Below are 22121 nucleotides of genomic sequence, written 5' to 3' on the forward strand. Positions count from 1 at the left end.
CAATTTCACCTCAAGTTGATATACTCTTAGAAATAGATAATCTGGAGAATATATTTGAGGGGGGAAGCCGATGACGGAACATGATTTGACCGAGAGCCAGCTGATCGGCTCCCGTATTCGAGATGCGCGGATCAATCGCCGGATGAGCCAGGCCGATCTTGCTGCGAAGGCCAATATCTCGCTGCCGCATATCAGCAATATCGAAAAAGGCAAGACGAGCATGAAGTTGGAAACCTTTATCCGAATCATCGAAGCCTTGCAAGTGTCTGCTGATTCCCTTCTTCGGCCTGATGTGCCGGAGGTAAGAAGCCTATACCAGAGCGAGTTTGACGAGCTGCTGGCCGACTGCTCTCCCAAGGAGCTGGATTCCATCCTGAAGATCGTTCGTGAGTTGAAATCCACTATGGCCAGACGGGATGACAATACCTGAAAAATTGCGAGCTGGAATTGTCGGCTCGCTTCTTTTTTTCTCATCTATCGACCAGAAGTCAAGGTGTTGACTTCTGGTCGATTTTGTTATTAGTCTGCAGATTATATAATGGCCTGGAAGAGAAATAACACAGGGGGAGCAAATATGTCAGATCTGGCCGTTCAAAATAGAGAGTCAGAGCAGGAAGTTATGCCCTCATTTGATTTCCTGCTGGAGAGGGAGACGGAACGAAACACCCTTTTAGCGGAACATCGTGCCTGGTTAAAGGAAATCAAGCGGGAACGCCCGCTTCCCAAAACACATTACCGTGTGGCGGTATACATCCGCTACTTTAACCAGACCCGCTATGAGGACTATCTCTCAGCTCATAAAAAGCAATTTCTTGATACACTGGCTCTCTGCCCAAACTGGAAGTTTGCCGGTTTCTATGTGGACGAGGGCAGCACTGCGCCCAATATGGAGAGCGCCCCGGAGTGGTCAAGGCTCCTTCAAGACTGCTACGAGGAAAAGGTCGATCTGATCATTACCCAGAAAGCAAGCAATATCTCGAAGAAGCTCTCCGAGCTCTCTTTCTGTACGCGCCTCTTGGCAGCACTCCCAAAGCCAGTGGGCGTTTACTTCGTTTCGGAGGATATTTATACGCTGGCTTCCTATTACCAGGAGGATCTACACGACCCGTACTTTTTGCCAGATCCCGGTTGGAAGATACTCCCTGATGACGAACCCCGGAGGGAAATGCTACATGATTGACAAGTCCACACGCAAACAGCTTGCGGAACGGAAAGAACGGGTCCGCCGGCGTATCAACACAAAAGTTGACCCGGAGAACTATGAATTCATTCCGGCCAAAAAGCCCATCGACTATTACGACAACGATATAAGGCAGCGGGTCGCCGTGTATGCCCGTGTTTCCACAGACAATGTCCAGCAGACTTCCTCCTATGAGCTGCAAAAGAAATACTATGAGGATTTTGTTGTGCATCATCCCAACTGGACATTGGTCAAAATCTATGCGGATGAGGGGATCAGTGGGACTTCTCTGGCTCATCGGGACGAGTTCAACAGCATGATCGCCGATTGCCGCAGCGGAAAAATCGATATGATCATCACCAAAAGCGTGTCTCGCTTTGCCCGGAATGTGGTGGACTGTATCAGCGTGGTTCGTATGCTTGCGGAGCTGCCCAGTCCCGTCGGGGTGTTCTTTGAGAGCGAATGTATCTTCTCCCTCAAAGACGATTCCCAGATGGCGCTTTCGTTTCAGGCCACCATGGCTCAGGAGGAGTCCCACATCCGCAGCCGGAGCATGGAAACCTCCTTGCGGATGCGGCTGGACGGAGGTCTGCCATTGACGCCCAAACTGCTGGGGTATTCTCACGACGCAGATGGAAACCTGGTCGTCAACCCGGATGAAGCCCCCACGGTAAAACTCATCTTCTATATGTATCTGTACGGATATTCCACCTCCGACATTGCGGTGGCGCTCACCGAGTTGGGCAGGAAGACTTATCTGGGGAATGTCAAGTGGACATCCAACTCCATTGTCCAGGTCCTTCGCAATGAGCGGCATTGCGGGGATGTACTGACCCGGAAGACCTTCACCCCTAACTATCTGAACCACAAGGCCAGAAAGAATCGGGGGGACAGACCCCAGAGCCTTTACCGGAACCACCACGAGGGTATTGTTTCCAGAGATGATTTTATTGCGGTTCAGCATCTTCTGAACAACTCCAAGTATGGCAACCGCTCCATCCTCCCGGAGCTGCGGGTGATCGACAGCGGCCTGCTCAGAGGGTTCGTGACCATCAATCCCCGCTGGGCTGGATTTAAGCCGGCGGATTATTACCAAGCGTCCGCCAGTATCCATCCGCCCGATGAGCAGCAGGCGGATGCATCCCTGCCCTCGAGCATCACATTGGTTCCGGGAGATTTTGATATGAGAGGCTTTGAAATCGCCCGCAGTGAATTCTTTGATAATTATCACCGTCCCTACGTACTGTTTCAAGATAAGAGGATCAAGTTCAGCACCACATGTGTTCGGTCTTTTGGGAAAGACAACCATGTGGAGCTGCTGGTCAACCCTGTGGAGATGAAGTTCGCCGTCCGTACAGCGGCGAAGAGCAGCCGCAACGCAGTCGTGTTTTCCAAGCTGTCAGACGGAAAGTATCAGCCCAGGGATATCGCCGGTGCGGCCTATGTAGAAACGCTTTTTCAGTTATTCGGCTGGAGTCCGGATTTAAAATACCGGATCGCCGGAGCGCTGTTTCAAACCGAAACTGAATCTGCGTATATTTTTGATGTCAATGATGCGGAAGCGTTTATTAAATCGTACCTGCTTTCCGGTTCAAAAAGCACGGAACAGGCGAAGGAGCCTGTACAGCCCCTTTCTGTCTCCGGCAAACGGGTGCGGGCAGTCCCGGAGGAGTGGATCGGCTCTTTTGGCAAGCAATATTACCTCCACCAACAGTCTTTCCCGCCCGTCTGCGATCAGAGTGAGGAAGACTGGAAAATCCGCATGGAGGGCCAGTTGTATGAAACCGGACAGAAACTCCGCGTGACAGGATTTGACGTGCTGCGTGACTATATCTGTCAGGAACTCGGTCAGCGCGGGAAGGAGGAATCCTAAATGTTTGAAGAAAGTCGGGAAAATACCGGCGGCGTAATCGCCGGAATGCTTCGTTCCCTGGAGGACGGGCATTTGGATATTGTTCCGTCTGCTGAATTAGAAAAAGCGGAACCGGCAGTTTCTCCCGCAAACAGCAGTAGTGATGAGGTTCTGGAGATGGCCGGTGACTTTAACTACGATGGCTACCAAGTGGTACGCCGTGAGTTCTTCGCCCATATTAATGAGCCGTCTGTAACGTTCAACAATTACAAATTTTATGTAAATACCGCCTGCCTGAACCGCTTCCCACAAGTTGATTATGTGCAGGTATTGGTCAATCAGGAGAGCAGGATCTTGGCGATCCGTCCCTGTCGGGCGGAAGATCGGGATGCCTGCGCCTGGTGCACCAACGGCTCCGGCAGACGCAAACCGAAACAGATCACCTGCAAGATTTTTTTCGCCAAAGTGTTTTCACTGATGGGCTGGAATCTGGACTATCGATATAAGCTCCTCGGGCGGATAATCCATGCCAGGGATGAGTGGCTCATCGCATTTGATCTCACAGCGACCGAAGTGTATCAGCGGGTGCAAAAAGACGGCCAGAAGCCCAAGTCTTCTCGAACTCCCGTGTTTCCGGAGGGCTGGAAGACGCAGTTTGGACTCCCGTTCCGGGAACATCAGAAATCTATGCAGGTAGACATTTTTGAAGGATATGCTGTATATGGGTTGCGCGATAACATCGCTCCTGCTGCATCAGAGCAGTCAGACGAGGCTGCCTCTGATACTGGTAGTAAGTCCGTTTTGGGAGGACAAGGACATGAATCATGAAAATCAATTGCAGGCTTACTTAACGCTGGACCCTGCGCGAAACCGGATTCGAATCCACCGGCAAACGATTCGTCTCTTGAAGAATCCTGCGTATGTGCAATTCCTGGTAAACCCTGAAGAACTGTATATCGCCGTTCTCGGATCGGACAAACCTATTTCAGGCGGGACCGCAAACAAGGTTCGGATGTCAAGTACATCCCAGCAGTCTATAGAATTCTATAGTACGATCCTTATCAAAAACTTTTCCGAACTGCTGGGTGGCTTTGACCTGAGATTTAATTACCAGCTGACCGGTGAGATCGATCAAGTCAACCGGGTCGCATATTTTTCCCTCAAAACCGTCAAACAGCTGGAACGCAGGAGGCTACATGACAGAGAAAGCATTTAGGCAGCTTAACATCGATCCGGAATTCAAAAACTTGATTCGTCCACTTCGCCGGGAGGAATACCGGCAGCTGGAGCTGAATCTGGTCGTGGAAGGATGCCGGGAAGATATCATCGCATGGAATGATACCATCATCGACGGTCATAATCGCTATGAAATATGCAATAAAATGCGCATTCCTTATGGAGTCAAGGAGCTGGATTTTCCAAGCAGAGATGCTGCCATCGCCTGGATCTGTGCGAACCAACTCGGACGACGCAACATCTCAGAAGAAACCAGGAAATATCTGATTGGGAAACAATATGAAGTGGAAAAGAAAGTACAGCGAAATAGGAATGGCTATAATCAGTACCGTCCGAACCCCAACATTGCTGTGGGGAGAGGCCGCCCAATAGATGAAGAGAGCGGCCGGCGAACAGCAGCCCGGCTGGGAAGGAAGTATCATGTGTCCGGCGCAACCGTACAGAAATATGCGAAATACAGTGCAGCATTAGATACCATTGAACAAAATGCTCCTGAGCTTGTTCCGCACATTCTTTCCGGGGCATATAAGATTTCTTTCGAAAATATCGTTGCTCTATCAGAAATGGAACCCGAAGAATTGAGAGCACTTAGTAAAAAAATCGGAAAAAATCCCTATGCTTTCGCTCGTTACAGTGAATCGAGACGATGCCTTTATTCCGACGCTTCTGCCAAGCCCGGCACAGCGGCGGCAGAGCAGCCGGCAATCAAGACGATGCCCGCCTATGACCCGGATGCGGAAGTTGCTGGACTTACTCTTACGATCCCCTCCTGGATGAGCTCCATCGACCGGACAAAGTCCATGGCACATTTGGAAGCAATCTCACCTGCTGCCAGACAAAACCTCTTGGCGGCGTTGACTGAATTAGAAGGAAAAATCCAGGAAATGCTCAATGCAATTGAGGGGGAATCCTAATGGAAGATTATAGTATGTTTGTTCCCAATGTTCACTTCGAACAGATTCCCATCAAGAACCTCGTATCCAATCAGGAGTACCAGAGGAATATTTCCGAACAGCATGTGCTGAATGCTGCGGCACACTTTGATCTGTATCAGATCAACCCTGTGAAGGTGAGCCGTCGAAATGGGGTCAACTATGTCTTCAATGGCCAGCACACGGTGGAGATCGTCGCCCTGGCCTCTGGCTCTCGTGAAACGCCAGTCTGGTGCATGATATACGATGATCTGAACTACGAGCACGAGGCAGATATCTTCGCCAACCAGATGAAGTTTGTCAAACCGCTCCGTCCCTATGAAGTGTTTATGGCAAATGTGGAAGCCGGGAATCAGGAGCAGCTTATGATCAAAGATCTGGTAGAGTCTTATTCTCTTTCCATTGGCCAGGTCAGAAACTATGGCGTTGTCTGTGCTGTCTCTACGCTTGAAAATATATATGAGCGGTTCGGTTACCACGTACTTGATCGAACACTCAGACTCTGCGTAGGCACATGGGAGGGCGATATGAATTCGCTGTCCGCCAATATGCTCAACGGAATCGCCAGATTGGTCTACACATTCGGCGATGCCCTGAAAGATGAGACCTTCAAGGAAAAAGTAGGGGAAATGTCGGTCAAGCTGCTTTCGAGAACAGCCAAGGAACGACGCCCCGGTTCTATGGGCTATGCTGAGGCGATGCTTCTGGCCTATAACCGCAAATGCAAATATCCGCTCAAATGGACCAAGCTCTACGAGAAGAATGTGGGGAACAATGAAGGACTGGACATTGATACGGATATGGACGAGGATGAGGGCGGGGACTCTTTTGAGGGAGCCGCCAAAGAATAAGCAAACGGACGGTTCCACCAGGAATCGTCCGTTTGTGATCTTATCATGGAAGGGAAAAGGCGGGGCGCATATACTCTATCGCTCCCCGGCTGAGACCATACTGTCCGGCCAGCCGTTCCCAGTGTCCGGATACTGTTTTGCAGACCTCCTCTGCAGCCTGTTCCGCTTCCTGCGGGGCAAGGCCGAAATAATCGGCTACTTCCAGAGCCAGTTCCAAGTCAATGGTGTTATCATACTCACTCACATTGAGGGAAAGCCGGTCCCCCGAGGGGACTGGGTTCACATCATAGAGAGGGGCCAGCCGCCAGCCGGTGGGTGTCAGAAGGAAACCATGGTTGCGCAGGTGGTCGTCAGTATTGGATACCGCCATGCTGAACACGATCCGCTTCCACAGCTCGGCCAGATCCTGCCGGGGTGATGCCCCGTTGGCCCGGATGAACGCCGCCAGATCCAGATAGCTGCTTCCGTCCGCTGCCGAGGCTCCATCGGTCTTGCCCAGCAGGGTCATGGCGGAGGCGAAGTGGATGCGACGGCTGCCGTTTCGGTCAAATCGCTTGACAAGAAAGGTGCTGCCGGTCTTGGAGAATGTCTCCAATTTGGATTCCGGAACATCCAGCCCGCAGAGCCGTGCCAGGTCATGGACGACCTTCTCCCATGCGCCGCTGTTATATTCATCATGCTTGGAAGGGAACTTGGCGATCCACAAGGCGCCATCCGTGGCCTGCACCGTCGCTTTGGGTCTTGCGCCTCCCAAGGAGGAGCCGGGGGCCAGAAGTTCACGCAGCCATTTTTCATTCAGGCCGCTCTCATCGCTCTCGAAAGCGATAGAGGCGTTTTCCAGCGTCCGAAGGTTTACCCATGGAGGCGTCGCAAACGCTTTATCGTTCGAAAGAAATTCGCCCCCTTCTTCCAAGCTGAACCGCAGCGCACCCATACGGGATTCATCGTAGACCCCCAACAGGAAGTCGCTCTCGGTGAGCTTACGGGGCTTGCGGTCCTCTTTGCGAGCGTCGATGGCCTCCTTGCGCTTCATCAGCAGACGCCCCCAGCGATCCGGACAGGAGTCGGAAAACAGGCCAAAGAGCTGCTTGTTCAGCGGCACATACTGCCGCCCGCGGTAAAGAGCCAGATCCGGGTCCAGAGAGAAGGAACTCTCGGCGGATGACAGCCAGGCTGGATCATACTCAAAGGAAAAGGTTTCCTGTCCGCGGACGAAGCCGCAGCGCAGCCGCCCCAGCAGAGTGGGTGCCTCTCCACGCCAATTTTCATATACATAGATGGTCTTTTCGTACTGCGCCATGGGCTACTCTCCTTTCTTGGGTGCCCGCCGTCTGGTGGGCAGCGCCAGATCTTGTAGCTTCCTGCCGAATTCATCATCTTTTGCAATAAGCAGCAGGTCGCTGTCCATATTGTTTAATGCGTGCAGCACAGCGGCATAGGAGCCGATGGATACCGTAGGGGTGCCTTTCTCAATGGATATCAGAGTGGCTCGGCTGATCCCGGCACGCTCTGCTACCAATTCCAGGCTCAACTTCCTGCGCAGGCGGGCCAGGCGGATCTGCTCACCCATCTGTGCCAGGATCTCCCGTGTTTGCGGCATGATGACCGCAGCTTTTTTTGCCATGCACAATCGCCTCCTAACATAAATTATACTATATTATTTCGGCGATTATGTCAATTATATTTGAAGTTATCAACTTTCTTTTTCCGGGCGTTCTTCGATAAGGTACCCTCCTCCGAAGATAATGTCCAGTCTCCCGTCGGGATACACCTTCACACACTCAATCATTTGGTGGACGATGGTATCGTCGTACTCCATCTTTTTGGATGCTCGGTCGGCGATGATCTGCTGTAGTTTAAGGATTCGGCTGTCATTCACCTGATCGGAAGCAAGTGCTTCTTCGAGTTTCTGAATCCGTCCTTGCAGGAGTTCAATGGTATCGGAAAGTTCTTTGAATTCAGCTTCGTGACTCTCGATACCCTCTCCGCTTTCCACGCTCTCATTGATAAGAGATACCATTTTCCGATTCAGCCCATCTATTTTCCGCCGGAGCAGGTCGATCTCATCTGTGCCTCCGGTTAGACCGATTGCTTCACCAATGGTTGCCCGCATGAGTGCCATATAAGTGGACTCGTCTTCCTCGTTGAATCGGTTGATTGCCCGAACAATAGCGGCGTGGAGGGCGGTCTCATCTACCGTGAGCGAGGTTTTGCAGTAGCGCTTTCCATAGTCTAAGCGGCTGATGCAGCGCCAGACAACTCGCTTTTTTCCTCGGGATGTCCAGGTCACGCGCTTATATCGACTTCCGCATTCGGCGCAGATCATCACATTGGATAGTGCGTACCGGGAGTATTTTCCGGTGGCTGTGGTAGCCGTTTTGGTGGAATTTGGCTCCCGGCTCATCCGCCTGGCGAGTTCTTCCTGCGTTTTGTGAAAGAGCTCTCGGCTGATGATACCAACATGGCTATTCTGTACATAGTACATGGGTGCCTCACCCGTGTTTTTGCGGCGAACCTTGCCAATACAGTCAATTGTGACCGTCTTTTGAAGGATGCTGTCCCCGCAGTATCGTTCATTCCGGAGAATACCCTTAATCATACTCGCAGAGAAGGAAAATCGTTTTCCTGGTATCTGGAGATTTTCTTCTCTGAGTTTGGTTGAGATCCGGTTGATGGTTTCACCTGACAGGTACATATTGAAGATCCTCTCCACGATGGATGCCTCCTCCGGGACGATCTCCGGTTCTCCGTCTGCACCCTTGCGGTATCCCAGGAGGCACTTATAGTTGAATATGGGCTTGCCCTCCTGAAATCGCTTACGAAAAGTCCAGGTGACATTCTTGCTGATGCTTTCGGATTCGGACTGTGCGAACCCTGCGTAGATGACCAGATAGAGTTCGCTGTCGATTTGCAGTGTGTCTATATTTTGCTCCTCGAAGTAGATGCCAATCCCTCTTGCCCTGAGCATTCGGACATGGTCCAGGCAGTCCACTGTATTACGGGCGAAGCGGGAAACGGATTTCGTGATGATATAGTCGATTTTCCCAGACAAGCAGTCGTTGATCATCTTCTGGAACTGGGGGCGCTTATCTGCACGTGTCCCGGAGATGCCCTCATCTGCGTAGAGTCCGGCGAACTCCCATTCGGGCTTAGCGGCAATCATCTCGGTATATACCTTTTTCTGGTTGGTATAGGATGTGAGCTGCTCCTCGCTGTCGGTGGATACCCGGCAGTAGGCAGCAACCCGCCGCTGATGATACTGCTCCCTGTTGACGATCAGAGAGCGTTTTGGCTCAATAACCGATATTGTTTTCTTGGGTATCTTGGTTACATTCATTTTCCTCATCTCCGATCTCGACATCGGTCTTGGTATGTAGGATCACCTTTCCTCCGCTGCCAAGCGTCAGGTAGGCGGCGATGTCACAAAAGTAAGCCGGGCTGAATTCCTCCTGGGGAGTCATCAGACTTACCCGCTTTCGGGCGATGGATGCGGCGATCTGCAGATGGGTATCGCTCTCAGCATAGAGCCGCTCTGCCATTTCGATTGTTTTGACGATAATCAGTGCATCGCTGGGGTCATCCCGCTCCAGCTCGGCATCAATTTCCCGGTTGATCCGCTGGGCTTCCGCCGACAGCTCTTTTCGCTTTTTGGGGCGGGGGATGAGCAGATAGCTATTGGCGATGATGCGGTTCATCAGGATTGTCACCTTTTCCAATAGGTGTGTATCGGAGATCCGGATGCGCTGACCGCAATCAGGATCGGTGCAATCCCAACTCTCGCGAATCCGGTGCTTGCTGCTCACCCTTCGCCGCATAGGAGCGCCGCACTCCGCACATCGGACCAAATCCCGAAGCAGGTCGAGCCCCTCCAGATTTTTTTCGAAGGTGTTCCGCTGGCGGGCTGTTTTCACGGCAGCCGCTTCCTCATACTGCTCTTCCTCAATGATCGGGTCATATTCCCCATCGCCAATGTATTTGGCGTTTCCGATGATTCGTGCGATACGAGCTTTATCCCACACATCCGTTCTCTCACTGTAGGGGATCTTCCTCTCAGTCAGCAGCTCGGCAATACTTTGGAGGGATGCGCCGTTGATGTAGGCGCTGAATATCTCACGGATGACCGCAGCTTCATCCTGTGCGATGACTGTCCTCCCATTTCTCATGGTGTAACCGTATGGGATATAGCGTATCTTTTTCATGGCGAGGTTCCTCTCTGTCAGAGCATTTCAGTGAATCTCAGCCCGCCGATGAGGGTGACTGTCATTTCATCTCGGTGGCTGATACTGATGGCCTGAACGATCTCAGTAAACAGCTTCTCATCGAAGCGGTCCAGTGGTTCCTCGAGCTCTTCCAGCAGCTTTTTCAGCCGCGTCAGTTCCTCTATCATATGGGTAATGCCCGAGGAGAATTCACATTGGCGCTCCCGCTTGAGCTGGCGCAGTTGGTCGTTAATCTCCCGCACCTGAGCTTTGTGGACCTCATCTTTGAGGTATCCCTTTGCATGGAGCTGCTCCACCATCACCAACTTGGCGTTCAGATCTGCAATGTTCCGGCTGAGCTCCCTTGCGGCCGTGTTTTTCTGCTTTCGCTTCAGCTCGGCGGATTCCAGACGGAGTAGCGTCTGACCCATGATGTCGTATTCAGAAAACCGAAGCTTATTGACCATGGCGACGAAGGCATCGTAGATTCTCTCCTCGCTGTAGTAGTTTGAGCTGCACTGGGTACGATCCTGAATGTGTTTGGAGCATCCCCACTTTACTGCCCCGGAAACCTGCCTCCTGCGAAAATACGAGCCGCACTCAGAACACTGAATGCGGCTCGTAAGAGGGTAGATATTTTGCGTTGTGGATTTCCCAAAGATATCCTGACGCTTTTTCAAGAGGAGCTGGACCTTGTCAAAGGTATCTCGGTCAATAAGAGGAGCGTGGGTCATGGAGGCGTAGAACATATCCTCCTGACCTCGATTTCGGAACTGTTTGAAGGGGACTGTGGTGTCGCGGTAGGTTTTCTGATATTTGCAATCGCCGCAATACCGCTCATTTCCAAGGATGTATGCCACCTTGGTGGAGCGCCAGGTGGATTTCCCGGTTTTGGTTTTGATGCCGCGGCTGTTGAGATCCCGGGCGATCTCCGATGTAGACTGGCCGCTCAGGTAGTTTTCGAACATCATGCGGACGATGGCCGCCTCCGGTTCATAGACCACCAGCGCCTTATCCACCAGCCGGAAGCCGTAAGGAGCGTTGCTGTCCACATATTCCCCAGACTGCATCCGCTTCACGATGGAAAGCCGCTGGTTCTGGGAAATTGCCTTAGACTCCTCCTGTGCGATGGCAGAGAAGGTATTGAGCAGCATCTCATCTCCGAGGGCCAGAGTGTAGATTCCCTCTTTCTCAAACTGCACCCCCACGCCGAGCAATTTCAGCTTCCGGACATATTCCAGAGACTCCTTGGCGTTTCGGGCGAAGCGGGAGACGGATTTGGTGACGATCAGGTCAATTTGGTGCTGTTCGCACATCTTGATCATTCGCTGGAATTCGGTGCGGTTCTGTGCGTTCATGCCAGAGAGCCCTTCGTCAGCGAATATTTCCACCAGTTCCCACTCTTTTTTCCTCTGAATGAGGCTGGTATAGACCCGGATCTGGTTGGCGTAGGAGTTCTGCTGATCAGCCGAATTGGAAGATACCCGGCAATAGGCGGCGACTCGAACTTTGCGGATTCCCTGCCTGGTGATGGGCGAGATGAGTTTGACCTGCGGCATCAGCAGAATCCCCTTTCTGGCTGAATTTTGGATTGTACTACATTTTGGTACAATCCACTTTTCCGGTTCAAGCAACATTATATTCAACGACAAGACAAAGTCTATTGAAAGAACCGTTGGAATGTCAAAATCTACATAGTCAACATGACACGATGCCTTGTTTGCATCATTTTGGGCGGTTTGACTCTAACCTCTTAATCTGCGATGACGAGATCGGAGCCGGTGAGTTTCTGGTAGTAGCGCTTTGCTCGCTCGTACTCGGCCAGAGTAATCACGCCACCTTCTCGCATCGACTTCAGCACGGCTACGATAAACAGATAATTGGCACTCTTGGTCTGCGACATAGTGATCATGGTGCGATCCCTCCCAATGATGAATATGAATTGATACCACAAAAATAGGGGTCACCCGCTTTGGTTGTGGAAGCCTCGGCTTTCCTACTACATGATGGGCGACCCCCATTGCTTCTGATATCAAGACAATTGAATGTCTTTATTTTGCCTGTATTCGACACTACTTCCCCAGGCCAGGGCGGACATCTAAACTGCGGCGGGCGCCGCACTCCGGGAATCGAACCCCTCCGAGGATCTCTCCGAGCTGCCCCCATTGCTTGAGACTGTGGCTGGGCAGGGGTACCATTGTAGGCGGATGAGGTCTTGACGAAACAGACTGCCACGCCTGCTTTTGGATCGGTGGACCCGCTGGGCACCTTATTGGCCGTCATTGATAGAAGAGAAAGAGGGCTTTGCCCCTTTCTCCCCTACAGGTGGTCATCGCGCACCGTCCGCATCGCTCGCTCATCCGCTGATGTTATTTAGCTGCCGGATATTCAGTTGAAAAGGTTCAATGAAGGCGTCCGAAGAACCCCTTCACTTTACAACGGACATTTTTTCAGCAAATCACAACCATCACCCAAAAATATTTTTCGCTTTTTTCTGAATGAGTCGGATTGCATTCTGGACGCTCTGATAACTGACTCCCATTTGATCCGCATAAGCCTTGTAACTGATCCCATTCAGAATGCAAGCCTGGTAAATTCCATATTGGGTAGGAGTCAGGCTCTCTCGCAGTCTTTGTTCCAGCAGCTTCGTGGAGATTTCTTCTGTGTAATCGACCGTATCAGCCAACCAGTTGGAGTCTGTCACATCTTCAGGGAGCACATCCAGCGATAGAATCGTTGGTTTGGATATGCCGTCTCTATCCGCTTCCTGATCCAGTGACATTGCTCGACGGAACCGCTTTTCCTCCGAACGCAACACCTGCATCACAGTGCGCTCCACCTCTGTTACCTCGCCAGTAGCCTTGATCCGCACCATGCACTTGCCGTCCTCCGTTGTCCAGAGGTCATAGTCGAACTCGACTGGGGTTTTCGGGATTCCTTTCATTGCTTCGTCCTTTCCGCTGGTGCGAAGCAGCGGAATGACGAGGCAACAAAAAGAGCCGCATGACGGTGAGCGTGTAATTCCATACCGATAAATCAGGTGTTTCCATTTTGGAAACATCTGATCATGCGGCATTAGGAAGACTCACCAGTCAGCGGCTCCACAGCACAGCTATCAATATTTATTTGTTAATCTCTGCCCTTATCGGTCTTGATAAAAGCGAAGTTTTAACCGTCTCATACTGAGGACATTAAAGACGGTCTCCTGTCCACAGCGTTTGCACTTTGCTTGGACATGGCCTCTGGTGTCCTCAAATACAGCGATTGAATTGTGTCCACAGAAGGGACATTTCACCATCCTTGTTTTTTGGTTTGCGATGGCATGACGCGCTTTTCGGATCTTCTCCATCATTTCCTCAGACGGCTCAGAGATGCGGATATTCTTTTTCATGCCCACACCTCCAAGGGATCTGAATATTCCCGGTACGGACGATCCTCAATGTAACCGAGATGTCTCAGCCGGATTACAGCCGCCGACTTCGACACGGCAAACTGCCTACACAAAAGAGACAGTGATAACTTGTCACGATATGCGAACACCCCCTCGTAATTGATTAACTTCTTGCCACCGGCAAAATACCACATGGCAAGATCAATTTCTTTTTGCGGCATAAGGATGGCCGCGCCAAGGACATTAGCCTGCCATTCATTCCAGTCCTCGCGAGTCTTTAAGTCGCGGAGCGAATACACTGTCCGTGCCGAGTATTTCTTTGCATAGGCTGACTGCGCAGTTTCACTTTCCATCTGGAACAAAATCTGATGTGCGCACTCATGGGCAAGGGTAAAGCGTCTCTTGCCGCAGAGCTTTTGGACTTGTCCGGGTTGAATAAAGCTGGTGTCCATCAGAATTTGATTTTTCCTGAGTGGGATGGTTCGCTTCACGCCCATCTCTTCCGTGATATACTCGGTATCCGCATAGGCGGTCAGACCACAGATGCTTCCATCCGGGGAAAGATGGGCAAACGACACTTCCAAGCCAAGGTATTCCTTGGCGAACTGGTCAATCGGTGTCCCTCGTGCCATTCGTCGGATGTCCTTGGTTTCGCTGCCGAAAAAGAACTCATTGAAATCCTTGGTTACGGCTACTGCAATTTCTTCGATTTTCTTCTGGGATAAGATCATCGTTAGGTCTCCTTTGCTTCAACAAACCACTTGCTGCCCTCCTGAAACAGATAGGATTCTCTGCCACGGATCAGCACCGTATAGCGAATGCCGCCGCCACCCACCTTTTTGGAAGAGGCACGGCACTTATAGAGTACCTGATCGATCTGAAAAATTAGGCCGTTTTTCCACCGGATGAAGCGCGGATGGAATACGCCCTCCTGATCCACATCCAGATTGACCGAGACATAGGCTTTCCTGCAGTGTGCACTCATGTTTCTCACTCCTTGCTACACATAACGGGCACCGGCAACTTTCTCGTTGCCCGGTGTCCGTTACCAATTTCAGTCCAAACGAAAACGAACATCACATTTTGGTCTGCGCACTCTTGACGGGACACGCAAACCGATATACAATAAATGCGTAAAGCGATTGCGTATTATCATTATATGTAAACGGATTGCTTGTGTCAAGCACTTTTAGGCGGAAAACGCAAATAGATTGCATATTATCACGCTTACAGGTAGGAGGATATACTATGAGGTTCGGAGAAAAGCTCCGCGTACTGCGCAAGGAAAAGGGACTTACTCAGGCGGAACTTGCGAAACTGGCGGGAGTAGGACTCAAGACGATCACCAACTATGAAAAGGGCAGCACATACCCCCAGAACCGCGAGGTGTATGGCATTCTTGCCCGGATTCTCGGCTGCGATGCAGACTATCTGCACAACGAGGGCGACGATTTCATCGCAATGGCGGGGCAGCAATATGGCTATCGGGGCAAGAAGGGCGCCGAGCGACTGCTAAAAGAAGTAAGGGTAGCCTTTTCCGGAGGCGAGATGGCAGAAGAAGATATGGATGAGATGATGCTTGCCATTCAGGAAGCCTATATCGATGCGAAGAAGCGAAACAAGAAATACACGCCCCAAAAGTATCTGAAACAGCAGGAAGGAACGAAGTAAGCCCGCTCTATGGGACTTTTCATCTGTTATATTGAAACAGTACCATTCTGCCCGGAAGGGGTGATACCACTATGCTGATTCGAGCGGAGGAAGCCATTCAAAAAGCCAACCGTATTGTGCGGCAATGCGGCACGAGAAATGCTGACCGGATCGCAAGGGAGCTGGGGCTGATCGTCATGTCTCGTGATTTCTCCCGTCAAAAAGGCGCATACATGGTCATTGAACGAAACCGCTATATCTTTATCAATAAACATCTCGACCCCGTGATGCACGACATTGTTCTGCTCCATGAGATCGGCCATGACCGCCTCCACCGTAAAGATGCAATCCGTGCCGGCGGACTGCAGGAATTCAATATCTTTGACATGAGAGACAAGCGCATGGAATACGAGGCAAATATGTTTGCCGCACAGATCGCCCTTCCAGACGAGGAAATTCTGGAATACATATACGGCGGCTACGATGTGGGCCAGATTGCGCGGGCAATGTCTTCGGACATCAATTTGGTGGCGCTCAAGGTCTCAGAGCTGAACACGAGGGGGTATCGCTTCCGTGAACAGGAACACCGAAGCGATTTCTTAAAATGAACGAGATGGTTTTGCCGGGACAAGCGAAAAGGAGAAAATCAAGATGAAATATTTGCTGTATCGTTCCTTCGGGAATCTGGACAAGGATGTGAAGAAGCACGAGCTGGTGGCTGTGGAGTATGGAAAAGACATCTACGATGTGACCGACGCACTCATCAAGGCAGCTGCGGATGACCTTGCCGGTCTGTCGGAATACGAAAAGTATGAGACCGCCGCCTTCGCTCCGGAGCGGACAAAGGATTTCCGTAAGACCAAGCGGTACGCCTACGAGATGACCGGCATTGTCTATCCTACCCATGCTGACAAGAATATTCTCATTGACTTTGGAATCGTGGAGGAAGCGGAATGAGCAGAGAGGAACCCTATTATATCCCGATGCCGGAGATATACGGGCGAAGAAAACTGAACGCCCTCTATCGGGAGATCCCGCTGAAGGACGCCACTTCCCGGCTCCTGCGGAAGTATTTTAATGCCGCCGCCAATCTGTACGGCATTATCCCCCTGCACAAGCTCTATGGGATCATCGCCTCCCAGAATAAATCCCTTGTAACCAGGGAGGAGTTTCTGGCCTTTGCCGAAATCGCGCGGCATGAGTGTGAGGACTACTACATCCTCGGCAAGTCTGAACTCTATTACGACGGCCCCGAAACGGAGCTGATGGAATATGAGGTCATCGACGTGCAGCTGATCGACGAGGATCTTGATCCCTATCACGAGGTCTTACGGGGCCATCAGGGAAAACCCTACTATGTGCCGGACAAAAAGGAGCTTCTGGCCTACGACAATCCCTTCTACTGGGAGAACACCCCAGAAGCGGAAGCATTCCGCACCTTCCTCCTGACCAAAACCACCGTGCCGGAGGACAAGATGGAAGCGGTTTTCGTAGACATCTACTATGGCCTCCACTGCATGAACGCCGGATTGGAGGATGTGCTGAACCGGTTGGATGAGATTGGCGTGGAGTTCCGCCGCAAAGTGGATGTAGGCGATTTTGCCGAGGTCTATACCCCCTTTCACAACCATGTGCGGATGCAATGCAACCGAGGGCATACTCCTGATGAACTTTTTGCCTTACTTCCCCCGGAAGAACGCATCCCCAAATCCCTTTCCTTTGGTCCGAACATCCGTCAGGCCATTGCGGACGGAACCATGAATCCCGAAGAGTTGCGGCAGGGGATCTTGACGATGGATATGCCAAGTGAAGAACTGCGTATGAGTTTATTGAAAGAGATTGCAGCGGCTCAAACTGCTGCTAAGCCGAAGAAGGTGGGGCGGAATGATCCCTGTCCCTGCGGCAGCGGTAAGAAGTTCAAAAAGTGCTGCGGACGGTGAGCATATGAAAATCAAGCTGCAAACAGTCATAGACGCAATCGAACAGGCCAGCGATGCCTACACGATGCTCTACGACACCAAAACCAACGAAACGGTTTATCTGCCCGATGCGTGGGTCACTGGTGAGACCGACGAGGCGCTTGCCGCTCTGGTTGAGAACGAACCGAAGCGGTTCCTGCATTTTCCGACAAAATATGATATCCACGAATACAGCATCATGGACTCCTTTGTGGACTACCTCCCGCCGGGAAGGATGAAAAACGAACTCGGCGCAGCGATCCGGGGCAGGGGTGCATTCCGGCGCTTCAAGCAGACCATCCGCTTCCACGGCATCGAGCAGCTGTGGTACGACTATCAGGCGGATGCCTACCGGGAGCTGGCAGAGCGCTGGTGCCGGGACAACGATGTGGAGTACGAATAAATTGGAAGCTGTATCAAGAGCAGAAAAGAGGTTCCGGATGAAAAACATTCTCATTATCCAAGGGGGCGGCAGACCCAACGGAAATACTGCCCAGTTGGTGGAACACTTTGCCCGTGGTGCGAAAGAAGCGGGGCATACCGTAGAAGTTATTTCACTGAGAAAACAGGAAGTAAAGGGCTGCATGGGATGCAACGCCTGTCGGTATGGAAAGCCTTGCGTACAGAAGGACAGCTTCAACGAGCTTGTTCCCAAAATTAAGGATGCAGACTGCATTGTCTTTGCCTCACCCTTACTGTTCTGGACGATTTCCGCTCAGCTAAAGGCGCTGATCGAGCGCTTTTATTGCATCGCAGAGGAAGATCCCAACCCGCCGTTGGGACGGTATGAGAAATACCCCTCCAAAGACTGCGCCTTGCTGATGACCTCCGCTGACAATTTCTTCTGGACATTTGAGCAAGCGGTTTCTTACTATCAGTTTACCCTTGTCAACTACATCGGATTCCATGACAGAGGGATGCTATTGGCCGGAGGCTGCGGCGACACCAACGGCAAGCCACAGATTGACAAGACCGACCATCTGCAAGAGGCATATGAATTTGGAAAACACATCTATTGAGCAATGCAGCGGGAGGTTTGCAGAATGAATCGGGGACAGTTCAAGCAATATATTCTTGAAACCTATCCCTGTGAGGCAAACCACCCGTGGATAAAATACCCCAACAACGAGGTTTTCCGGCATCCGGGCAACCGCAAATGGTTTGCCCTTGTGATGGATGTTCCCAAAAACAAGCTGGGTCTGGCAGGCTCGGATGTTATTGATGTGGTAAACCTCAAATGCGACCCGATCCTCATCGGCTCACTGCGGAAAGAACCCGGCATCTTTCCGGCTTACCACATGAACAAGGCAAACTGGATCTCGGTTGCCTTAGACGGCAGTGTGCCGGACGAACTGATCAAAATGCTGCTGGATATGAGCTATGGCGCAACAGCGCCCAAGAGGAAAAAGAAAGCCAAGAAAAGCTGATGCCGCTGAAAGGAGGCGTACCGAAGCATGAAGCAGCGCACTTACATCGCAATCGACCTCAATAATGCCGAGGAAAAAGAAATGCCGATATCATTTGGAAGTACCTGAAACAAATGAGGAATTCAAATAAATATCGGCATTTTAAATCACATTAGACCGTAAAGCTGCCGAATCACATCTTCATTGTCAGCATATTTAAACTTTTCGTCGCTCTTAAATACAGAGTTTTCTTTTGCGGAGATTTTATCAACGGCTTTACGTTTCATGTCGGTAGTGGCCCTGGCATAAATCAAAGATGTCTCCAGCTGAGAATGGCCGAGCCATTGGGAAACAAGCTCCAGCGGCATACCTGCCATATACAGGTGCATAGCGCGGGTGTGCCTAAATAAATGGGGGTGTACATGGGGAATGGTCGAGTTGAGTTTCTGTGCCATGATTCCATATTTTTTAATAAAAGTCTGCGCAGTATCACAGGACATTTGCGAGCAGACCCCTCTTCGCTTTGTATAGAACAAGTAATCATCATAGGTGCTGCTTTTATGATAGTGTCTGCAATACCGTTCAAACTTCGGAATCAACTCTTCCGAGATTGGAGTTATCCGAAATTTATTCCCCTTGCCAATGATGTGCAGTTCAGCTGTCCCATTCTGTACGAAAAAGTCTTTAAGTTTTAAGCTCAGAATTTCCTGAATTCTGCAGCCGCTGTCATAAAGCAGGTACATAAAAAGACTGTCCCTGATTCCAATCGCTTTACTCGTATCCGGTTGCGAAAGAATAAGCTTCGTCTCTTGAATGGTTAAAAATTTGATTGTGTCTTCGGAAGCGTTGGGGATTTCCGCTATTTTTTGAATGGCCGACAGTTCGGATATCATCAGAATATTTTCATCCATAAGAAACCGGCAAAACCGTTTTATGTGTCTCAGCCGCAAGTTTGCTGTAGACGCTTTATTTCCACGCTCCTCTATCAGCCAGTCCAAAAAGAAAAGAATGTTTTTCTGGCTAAAGTCCTCTACTGTAACGTTATACAGCGATTTTGAGTGCTTTTTGCATAAAAACACCAAGTAAATATTTAGTGTATAGCGATACGCTTCAACGGTGTTGGGACTCTTTTTCCTTAGGACAGGCATATCCTCTGTTAAAAACTTACGAATCTTTTCAAACAGAACCGGATCTTTAATCTTCTTCATCAGATCCCTCCTCTGTCTGGTATATATCGTTCAGCATCTTCCAATCGATTCCGGGCGAGGATTTTAATCTTTCCGGCAAAAGGTGTATATAGTATAGGGTTTCTTCTAAGCTGACATGTCCCATATAAGTGCTGAGATATGGCATGAGCGCCATAACATCCCGGCCTTCATCGATCCAGCGCATCAGCGTTCGAGTGGCAAAGTTGTGCCGCAGGTCATATGGTCTGGGATTATTTCCTCTGGAGAAAAGAGTGCTCTTCCTCCATGCTTTGGAAAAATGCCATTGTGCCCAGCGCGTTGGAATTTGTCCGCCGTCCGGATACTGAAAAAACCATTCACGCTTGCCCGTAAGACCGTTATAAACAGTACACAGATCTCGCATATCATCAGACACAATAATATGGCGATCTTTGCCCCGCTTACTCTTTCGGATAAAAATATCGCCTGTTTTCAGATCAATATCCTCTGTTTTAAGGTTGAACGGCTCGCCGGGTCGCATACCACAGCATAGTTCTAATCTGAACACGACCGGAAGAATCAGTTCCGGGTGATATTCTTGGCGGTCTATTCTGTTCGTTAAAGAGTCAATCGAATCAAAAAGCTGTACCAACTCTTCATCGGTAAAAATGTATGGCAGATACCGCTGTGCCTTGACATTGTACTCTGAAGGCGGTATATATGCCTTTTTCCCAATCGCGTTCAAAAATCGGGCAAAGTGCCTGATATTGATAATTGCAATCCGGCGGGTACTATCAGCGTTAAAGTTCTTCGTCAGCAGCCAATGGTCAAGCATCTCCTTTGTAATTTCCGTAGCATCAGGATAGGAATCTGCACAAAATTCGATGAAAGGCAAGATATGGGACATGTAGGTCCTTTGTTTATATCCTAACGATACCTTGATATCGAGCATTTCATGATATGCGGCAGTTAATTCCTGTTTAAAGCTCACTCCTGATCACCGCCTTTTCCTGCTTCGCGGCGAACACCCGGAAAATGAGAGGCATATACACCCTTTGTAATTGGTACTCCTGAGAAATCGGAGGAACATAGAGATGTTTGTGTTTTATTGAAACTGAGGTACGCTTTGTCGGCACTCATGTCGCTGTGGCCAAGCATCTGAGAGATGGATGTCACCGGGACTTCGGCCATGGCGAGCTCAGTGCCGAATGCTCGCCGCAGGCTGTGAAATGACCGATAGTCTATCTTCTCAACAGATGCCAGGCGGCAATATTTATCTATCATATAGTCCAAGGGGCTGGTGCTTTTTATTGCCGTATACGGTGGGTATGCCCGCAGAAAAACATGGACATCTTCGCACTTTGGCCGTTCTTCCAAAATATATTCCGCAATGGCATTGAGAGTTCTTCCGTTTAGCGGAGCAGAAATCGGCGTCCCAGTTTTCTTTTGCACAATACGCAATTCCTGTTTTTTTCAGTCGATATTATGCAGCTTCAAATTCCTGATATCAACACAGCGAAGCCCGGAATTAAATGCAAGCAGAATGATTGCCGCGTCCCGTTTCGGCGTTTTAGAATGAGATCCTATCACATCCATCACGGCGGCGATATCGTCTTGTGTGAATGGAGCAATCATGCGGTTTGGAGGAGACTGAGGCCTGAAAATGCTGAGGTCAACACTTATCTCGGCCAGCTGATGATCATTCAGATACTGTGTAATATACCGTAACGCACGCATCGTACAGGTCATATTATTAGGATTCTTTTTCGCAGCCTCTGGGATAAAATCAAGAAAATCCCGGTCTGTTGCTTGTTCGATACTGGAATGGCGTTTCTCGAAAAAGCAAAAGAATTGACGCATAATGATTGCAAGCTTATATTGAGAGCCCTCTGTCAATCCACTTGCTTTCAAAATGGAATCAACGAGTTCTTGATATTCTTTGCCGGGCTTGTAATACTTTGTGTCTTTTACTATGGAAAAATCGACTTTCCCAGTATCCACATAAGAGCGGATGCGAAAAGCTGCTGTTACAAATGCCCTGTAAAATTTCCTGCTTATTTCTCCGTGTTCATATCGGATTCGTTGTAGTTCACACAGGCTACTCAAAAGCTCATAAGAGCAGATGTCTGTGTCATGCGTGTGGTGCCAAACGACAATGCGACGGTAGACACTCCAACGTATACATTTTAGACTGTATTCGCTGACTCCCCGCTGGCGCATAGCCTCCAGCACTCCGTTTACTGCATCTTCTATCCTTTGCAAAGCATACACCCCCTATTATATTTGGTGTTCCAAGTATA

Annotated in this window: 28 protein-coding genes; 14 read left to right on the plus strand and 14 right to left on the minus strand. The window is 50.2% G+C overall.

Annotated elements, in window-relative coordinates; translation table 11 throughout:
* The first annotated feature begins 70 nt into the window (after window positions 1-70).
* The 7 genes from B5F94_RS02365 to B5F94_RS02395 all read left to right on the plus strand — a co-directional run bounded on the left by B5F94_RS02365 (window position 71) and on the right by B5F94_RS02395 (window position 6051).
* Complete coding sequence (locus B5F94_RS02365) at window positions 71-430, plus strand: helix-turn-helix domain-containing protein (RefSeq protein WP_071430658.1); 360 nt, start codon at window positions 71-73, stop codon at window positions 428-430.
* Window positions 431-574: 144 nt separating this feature from the next.
* Complete coding sequence (locus B5F94_RS02370; protein WP_087327405.1) at window positions 575-1180, plus strand: recombinase family protein; 606 nt, start codon at window positions 575-577, stop codon at window positions 1178-1180.
* Entirely contained in the window at window positions 1173-3053 is a 1881-nt protein-coding gene (locus tag B5F94_RS02375; RefSeq protein ID WP_071430662.1) for a recombinase family protein, read from the plus strand. Before B5F94_RS02370 ends, B5F94_RS02375 begins: the two co-directional genes overlap by 8 nt.
* Window positions 3054-3860, plus strand: a complete 807-nt coding sequence (locus tag B5F94_RS02380) for a hypothetical protein (RefSeq protein ID WP_204247461.1) — start codon at window positions 3054-3056, stop codon at window positions 3858-3860.
* Window positions 3850-4248, plus strand: a complete 399-nt coding sequence (locus B5F94_RS02385; RefSeq protein ID WP_071430665.1) for a hypothetical protein — start codon at window positions 3850-3852, stop codon at window positions 4246-4248. The genes B5F94_RS02380 and B5F94_RS02385 overlap by 11 nt, the downstream gene beginning before the upstream one ends.
* Window positions 4229-5182, plus strand: a complete 954-nt coding sequence (locus B5F94_RS02390; protein ID WP_071430667.1) for a hypothetical protein — start codon at window positions 4229-4231, stop codon at window positions 5180-5182. Before B5F94_RS02385 ends, B5F94_RS02390 begins: the two co-directional genes overlap by 20 nt.
* The gene (locus tag B5F94_RS02395; RefSeq protein WP_071430670.1) at window positions 5182-6051 is read left to right on the plus strand and encodes a DUF6551 family protein; all 870 of its coding nucleotides are present in this window, start codon (window positions 5182-5184) and stop codon (window positions 6049-6051) included. The genes B5F94_RS02390 and B5F94_RS02395 overlap by 1 nt, the downstream gene beginning before the upstream one ends.
* A 43-nt stretch (window positions 6052-6094) precedes the next feature.
* Here the strand turns inward: B5F94_RS02395 and B5F94_RS02400 are convergent, their stop codons facing one another.
* The 10 genes from B5F94_RS02400 to B5F94_RS02440 form a co-directional block, all read right to left on the minus strand.
* The gene (locus B5F94_RS02400) at window positions 6095-7351 is read right to left on the minus strand and encodes a type II toxin-antitoxin system HipA family toxin (protein WP_071430671.1); all 1257 of its coding nucleotides are present in this window, start codon (window positions 7349-7351) and stop codon (window positions 6095-6097) included.
* Window positions 7352-7354: 3 nt separating this feature from the next.
* Entirely contained in the window at window positions 7355-7675 is a 321-nt protein-coding gene (locus B5F94_RS02405) for a helix-turn-helix domain-containing protein (protein WP_071430674.1), read from the minus strand.
* Between the two features lie 69 nt (window positions 7676-7744).
* Window positions 7745-9388, minus strand: coding sequence for a recombinase family protein (locus tag B5F94_RS02410; RefSeq protein ID WP_158100244.1), 1644 nt, complete (start codon window positions 9386-9388; stop codon window positions 7745-7747).
* Window positions 9345-10250: a recombinase family protein gene (locus B5F94_RS02415; RefSeq protein ID WP_071430678.1), complete on the minus strand. Its 906-nt coding sequence runs from the start codon at window positions 10248-10250 to the stop codon at window positions 9345-9347. Before B5F94_RS02415 ends, B5F94_RS02410 begins: the two co-directional genes overlap by 44 nt.
* Window positions 10251-10267: 17 nt before the next feature.
* Complete coding sequence (locus B5F94_RS02420; RefSeq protein WP_071430680.1) at window positions 10268-11809, minus strand: recombinase family protein; 1542 nt, start codon at window positions 11807-11809, stop codon at window positions 10268-10270.
* Window positions 11810-12003: 194 nt separating this feature from the next.
* Window positions 12004-12162, minus strand: a complete 159-nt coding sequence (locus tag B5F94_RS16650) for a hypothetical protein (RefSeq protein ID WP_172592666.1) — start codon at window positions 12160-12162, stop codon at window positions 12004-12006.
* 555 nt (window positions 12163-12717) lie between these two features.
* Window positions 12718-13326, minus strand: a complete 609-nt coding sequence (locus B5F94_RS02425; protein WP_235396398.1) for a hypothetical protein — start codon at window positions 13324-13326, stop codon at window positions 12718-12720.
* Between the two features lie 66 nt (window positions 13327-13392).
* Window positions 13393-13641 carry a hypothetical protein gene (locus B5F94_RS02430; protein WP_071430685.1) on the minus strand — a complete coding sequence of 83 codons (249 nt, stop codon included), beginning with the start codon at window positions 13639-13641 and terminating at the stop codon, window positions 13393-13395.
* Window positions 13638-14372 (minus strand): ImmA/IrrE family metallo-endopeptidase, encoded by a 735-nt coding sequence (locus tag B5F94_RS02435; RefSeq protein WP_071430687.1) that lies wholly within the window; start codon window positions 14370-14372, stop codon window positions 13638-13640. Before B5F94_RS02435 ends, B5F94_RS02430 begins: the two co-directional genes overlap by 4 nt.
* Window positions 14373-14374: 2 nt before the next feature.
* A complete protein-coding gene (locus B5F94_RS02440) occupies window positions 14375-14626 on the minus strand; it encodes a hypothetical protein (protein ID WP_071430689.1) in 252 nt (83 codons plus the stop codon).
* Window positions 14627-14889: 263 nt separating this feature from the next.
* Between B5F94_RS02440 and B5F94_RS02445 the strand changes: the two genes are divergently transcribed.
* The 7 genes from B5F94_RS02445 to B5F94_RS02475 all read left to right on the plus strand — a co-directional run bounded on the left by B5F94_RS02445 (window position 14890) and on the right by B5F94_RS02475 (window position 18676).
* A complete protein-coding gene (locus tag B5F94_RS02445; RefSeq protein WP_071430691.1) occupies window positions 14890-15312 on the plus strand; it encodes a helix-turn-helix domain-containing protein in 423 nt (140 codons plus the stop codon).
* A 71-nt stretch (window positions 15313-15383) separates the two neighbouring features.
* On the plus strand, window positions 15384-15899 hold the full coding sequence (locus B5F94_RS02450; protein ID WP_071430693.1) for an ImmA/IrrE family metallo-endopeptidase: 516 nt from the start codon (window positions 15384-15386) through the stop codon (window positions 15897-15899).
* 43 nt (window positions 15900-15942) lie between these two features.
* The gene (locus B5F94_RS02455; protein WP_071430695.1) at window positions 15943-16248 is read left to right on the plus strand and encodes a carboxylate--amine ligase; all 306 of its coding nucleotides are present in this window, start codon (window positions 15943-15945) and stop codon (window positions 16246-16248) included.
* Window positions 16245-17231, plus strand: a complete 987-nt coding sequence (locus B5F94_RS17015) for an SEC-C metal-binding domain-containing protein (RefSeq protein WP_071430698.1) — start codon at window positions 16245-16247, stop codon at window positions 17229-17231. The genes B5F94_RS02455 and B5F94_RS17015 overlap by 4 nt, the downstream gene beginning before the upstream one ends.
* 4 nt (window positions 17232-17235) lie before the next feature.
* Complete coding sequence (locus tag B5F94_RS02465; protein ID WP_071430700.1) at window positions 17236-17652, plus strand: UPF0158 family protein; 417 nt, start codon at window positions 17236-17238, stop codon at window positions 17650-17652.
* A gap of 37 nt (window positions 17653-17689) precedes the next feature.
* Window positions 17690-18268, plus strand: a complete 579-nt coding sequence (locus B5F94_RS02470) for a flavodoxin family protein (RefSeq protein WP_071430702.1) — start codon at window positions 17690-17692, stop codon at window positions 18266-18268.
* A 24-nt stretch (window positions 18269-18292) separates the two neighbouring features.
* The gene (locus B5F94_RS02475; protein WP_071430704.1) at window positions 18293-18676 is read left to right on the plus strand and encodes an MmcQ/YjbR family DNA-binding protein; all 384 of its coding nucleotides are present in this window, start codon (window positions 18293-18295) and stop codon (window positions 18674-18676) included.
* 146 nt (window positions 18677-18822) lie between these two features.
* Here the strand turns inward: B5F94_RS02475 and B5F94_RS02480 are convergent, their stop codons facing one another.
* From B5F94_RS02480 to B5F94_RS02495, 4 genes are read right to left on the minus strand one after another with little or no spacing between them, the layout of a single operon-like run.
* Window positions 18823-19863 (minus strand): tyrosine-type recombinase/integrase, encoded by a 1041-nt coding sequence (locus B5F94_RS02480; protein ID WP_087327408.1) that lies wholly within the window; start codon window positions 19861-19863, stop codon window positions 18823-18825.
* Window positions 19850-20812 carry a tyrosine-type recombinase/integrase gene (locus B5F94_RS02485; RefSeq protein ID WP_087327412.1) on the minus strand — a complete coding sequence of 321 codons (963 nt, stop codon included), beginning with the start codon at window positions 20810-20812 and terminating at the stop codon, window positions 19850-19852. The genes B5F94_RS02480 and B5F94_RS02485 overlap by 14 nt, the downstream gene beginning before the upstream one ends.
* Window positions 20809-21282 (minus strand): tyrosine-type recombinase/integrase, encoded by a 474-nt coding sequence (locus tag B5F94_RS02490; protein WP_087327415.1) that lies wholly within the window; start codon window positions 21280-21282, stop codon window positions 20809-20811. Before B5F94_RS02490 ends, B5F94_RS02485 begins: the two co-directional genes overlap by 4 nt.
* A 12-nt stretch (window positions 21283-21294) precedes the next feature.
* Window positions 21295-22083: a hypothetical protein gene (locus B5F94_RS02495; protein WP_087327419.1), complete on the minus strand. Its 789-nt coding sequence runs from the start codon at window positions 22081-22083 to the stop codon at window positions 21295-21297.
* Window positions 22084-22121 lie beyond the last annotated feature (38 nt).

It is taken from the genome of Flavonifractor sp. An4 (assembly GCF_002161755.1).
GTDB lineage: Bacteria > Bacillota > Clostridia > Oscillospirales > Oscillospiraceae > Flavonifractor > Flavonifractor avicola.

What these genes read in the sequence shown, in the direction of transcription:
- B5F94_RS02365 (WP_071430658.1), top strand. Translation starts at nt 71, where the DNA reads ATGACGGAACATGATTTGACCGAGAGCCAGCTGATCGGCTCCCGTATT.
- B5F94_RS02370 (WP_087327405.1), top strand. Translation starts at nt 575, where the DNA reads ATGTCAGATCTGGCCGTTCAAAATAGAGAGTCAGAGCAGGAAGTTATG.
- B5F94_RS02375 (WP_071430662.1), top strand. Translation starts at nt 1,173, where the DNA reads ATGATTGACAAGTCCACACGCAAACAGCTTGCGGAACGGAAAGAACGG.
- B5F94_RS02380 (WP_204247461.1), top strand. Translation starts at nt 3,054, where the DNA reads ATGTTTGAAGAAAGTCGGGAAAATACCGGCGGCGTAATCGCCGGAATG.
- B5F94_RS02385 (WP_071430665.1), top strand. Translation starts at nt 3,850, where the DNA reads ATGAATCATGAAAATCAATTGCAGGCTTACTTAACGCTGGACCCTGCG.
- B5F94_RS02390 (WP_071430667.1), top strand. Translation starts at nt 4,229, where the DNA reads ATGACAGAGAAAGCATTTAGGCAGCTTAACATCGATCCGGAATTCAAA.
- B5F94_RS02395 (WP_071430670.1), top strand. Translation starts at nt 5,182, where the DNA reads ATGGAAGATTATAGTATGTTTGTTCCCAATGTTCACTTCGAACAGATT.
- B5F94_RS02400 (WP_071430671.1), bottom strand. Translation starts at nt 7,351, where the DNA reads ATGGCGCAGTACGAAAAGACCATCTATGTATATGAAAATTGGCGTGGA.
- B5F94_RS02405 (WP_071430674.1), bottom strand. Translation starts at nt 7,675, where the DNA reads ATGGCAAAAAAAGCTGCGGTCATCATGCCGCAAACACGGGAGATCCTG.
- B5F94_RS02410 (WP_158100244.1), bottom strand. Translation starts at nt 9,388, where the DNA reads ATGAATGTAACCAAGATACCCAAGAAAACAATATCGGTTATTGAGCCA.
- B5F94_RS02415 (WP_071430678.1), bottom strand. Translation starts at nt 10,250, where the DNA reads ATGAAAAAGATACGCTATATCCCATACGGTTACACCATGAGAAATGGG.
- B5F94_RS02420 (WP_071430680.1), bottom strand. Translation starts at nt 11,809, where the DNA reads ATGCCGCAGGTCAAACTCATCTCGCCCATCACCAGGCAGGGAATCCGC.
- B5F94_RS16650 (WP_172592666.1), bottom strand. Translation starts at nt 12,162, where the DNA reads ATGATCACTATGTCGCAGACCAAGAGTGCCAATTATCTGTTTATCGTA.
- B5F94_RS02425 (WP_235396398.1), bottom strand. Translation starts at nt 13,326, where the DNA reads ATGCCGCATGATCAGATGTTTCCAAAATGGAAACACCTGATTTATCGG.
- B5F94_RS02430 (WP_071430685.1), bottom strand. Translation starts at nt 13,641, where the DNA reads ATGAAAAAGAATATCCGCATCTCTGAGCCGTCTGAGGAAATGATGGAG.
- B5F94_RS02435 (WP_071430687.1), bottom strand. Translation starts at nt 14,372, where the DNA reads ATGATCTTATCCCAGAAGAAAATCGAAGAAATTGCAGTAGCCGTAACC.
- B5F94_RS02440 (WP_071430689.1), bottom strand. Translation starts at nt 14,626, where the DNA reads ATGAGTGCACACTGCAGGAAAGCCTATGTCTCGGTCAATCTGGATGTG.
- B5F94_RS02445 (WP_071430691.1), top strand. Translation starts at nt 14,890, where the DNA reads ATGAGGTTCGGAGAAAAGCTCCGCGTACTGCGCAAGGAAAAGGGACTT.
- B5F94_RS02450 (WP_071430693.1), top strand. Translation starts at nt 15,384, where the DNA reads ATGCTGATTCGAGCGGAGGAAGCCATTCAAAAAGCCAACCGTATTGTG.
- B5F94_RS02455 (WP_071430695.1), top strand. Translation starts at nt 15,943, where the DNA reads ATGAAATATTTGCTGTATCGTTCCTTCGGGAATCTGGACAAGGATGTG.
- B5F94_RS17015 (WP_071430698.1), top strand. Translation starts at nt 16,245, where the DNA reads ATGAGCAGAGAGGAACCCTATTATATCCCGATGCCGGAGATATACGGG.
- B5F94_RS02465 (WP_071430700.1), top strand. Translation starts at nt 17,236, where the DNA reads ATGAAAATCAAGCTGCAAACAGTCATAGACGCAATCGAACAGGCCAGC.
- B5F94_RS02470 (WP_071430702.1), top strand. Translation starts at nt 17,690, where the DNA reads ATGAAAAACATTCTCATTATCCAAGGGGGCGGCAGACCCAACGGAAAT.
- B5F94_RS02475 (WP_071430704.1), top strand. Translation starts at nt 18,293, where the DNA reads ATGAATCGGGGACAGTTCAAGCAATATATTCTTGAAACCTATCCCTGT.
- B5F94_RS02480 (WP_087327408.1), bottom strand. Translation starts at nt 19,863, where the DNA reads ATGAAGAAGATTAAAGATCCGGTTCTGTTTGAAAAGATTCGTAAGTTT.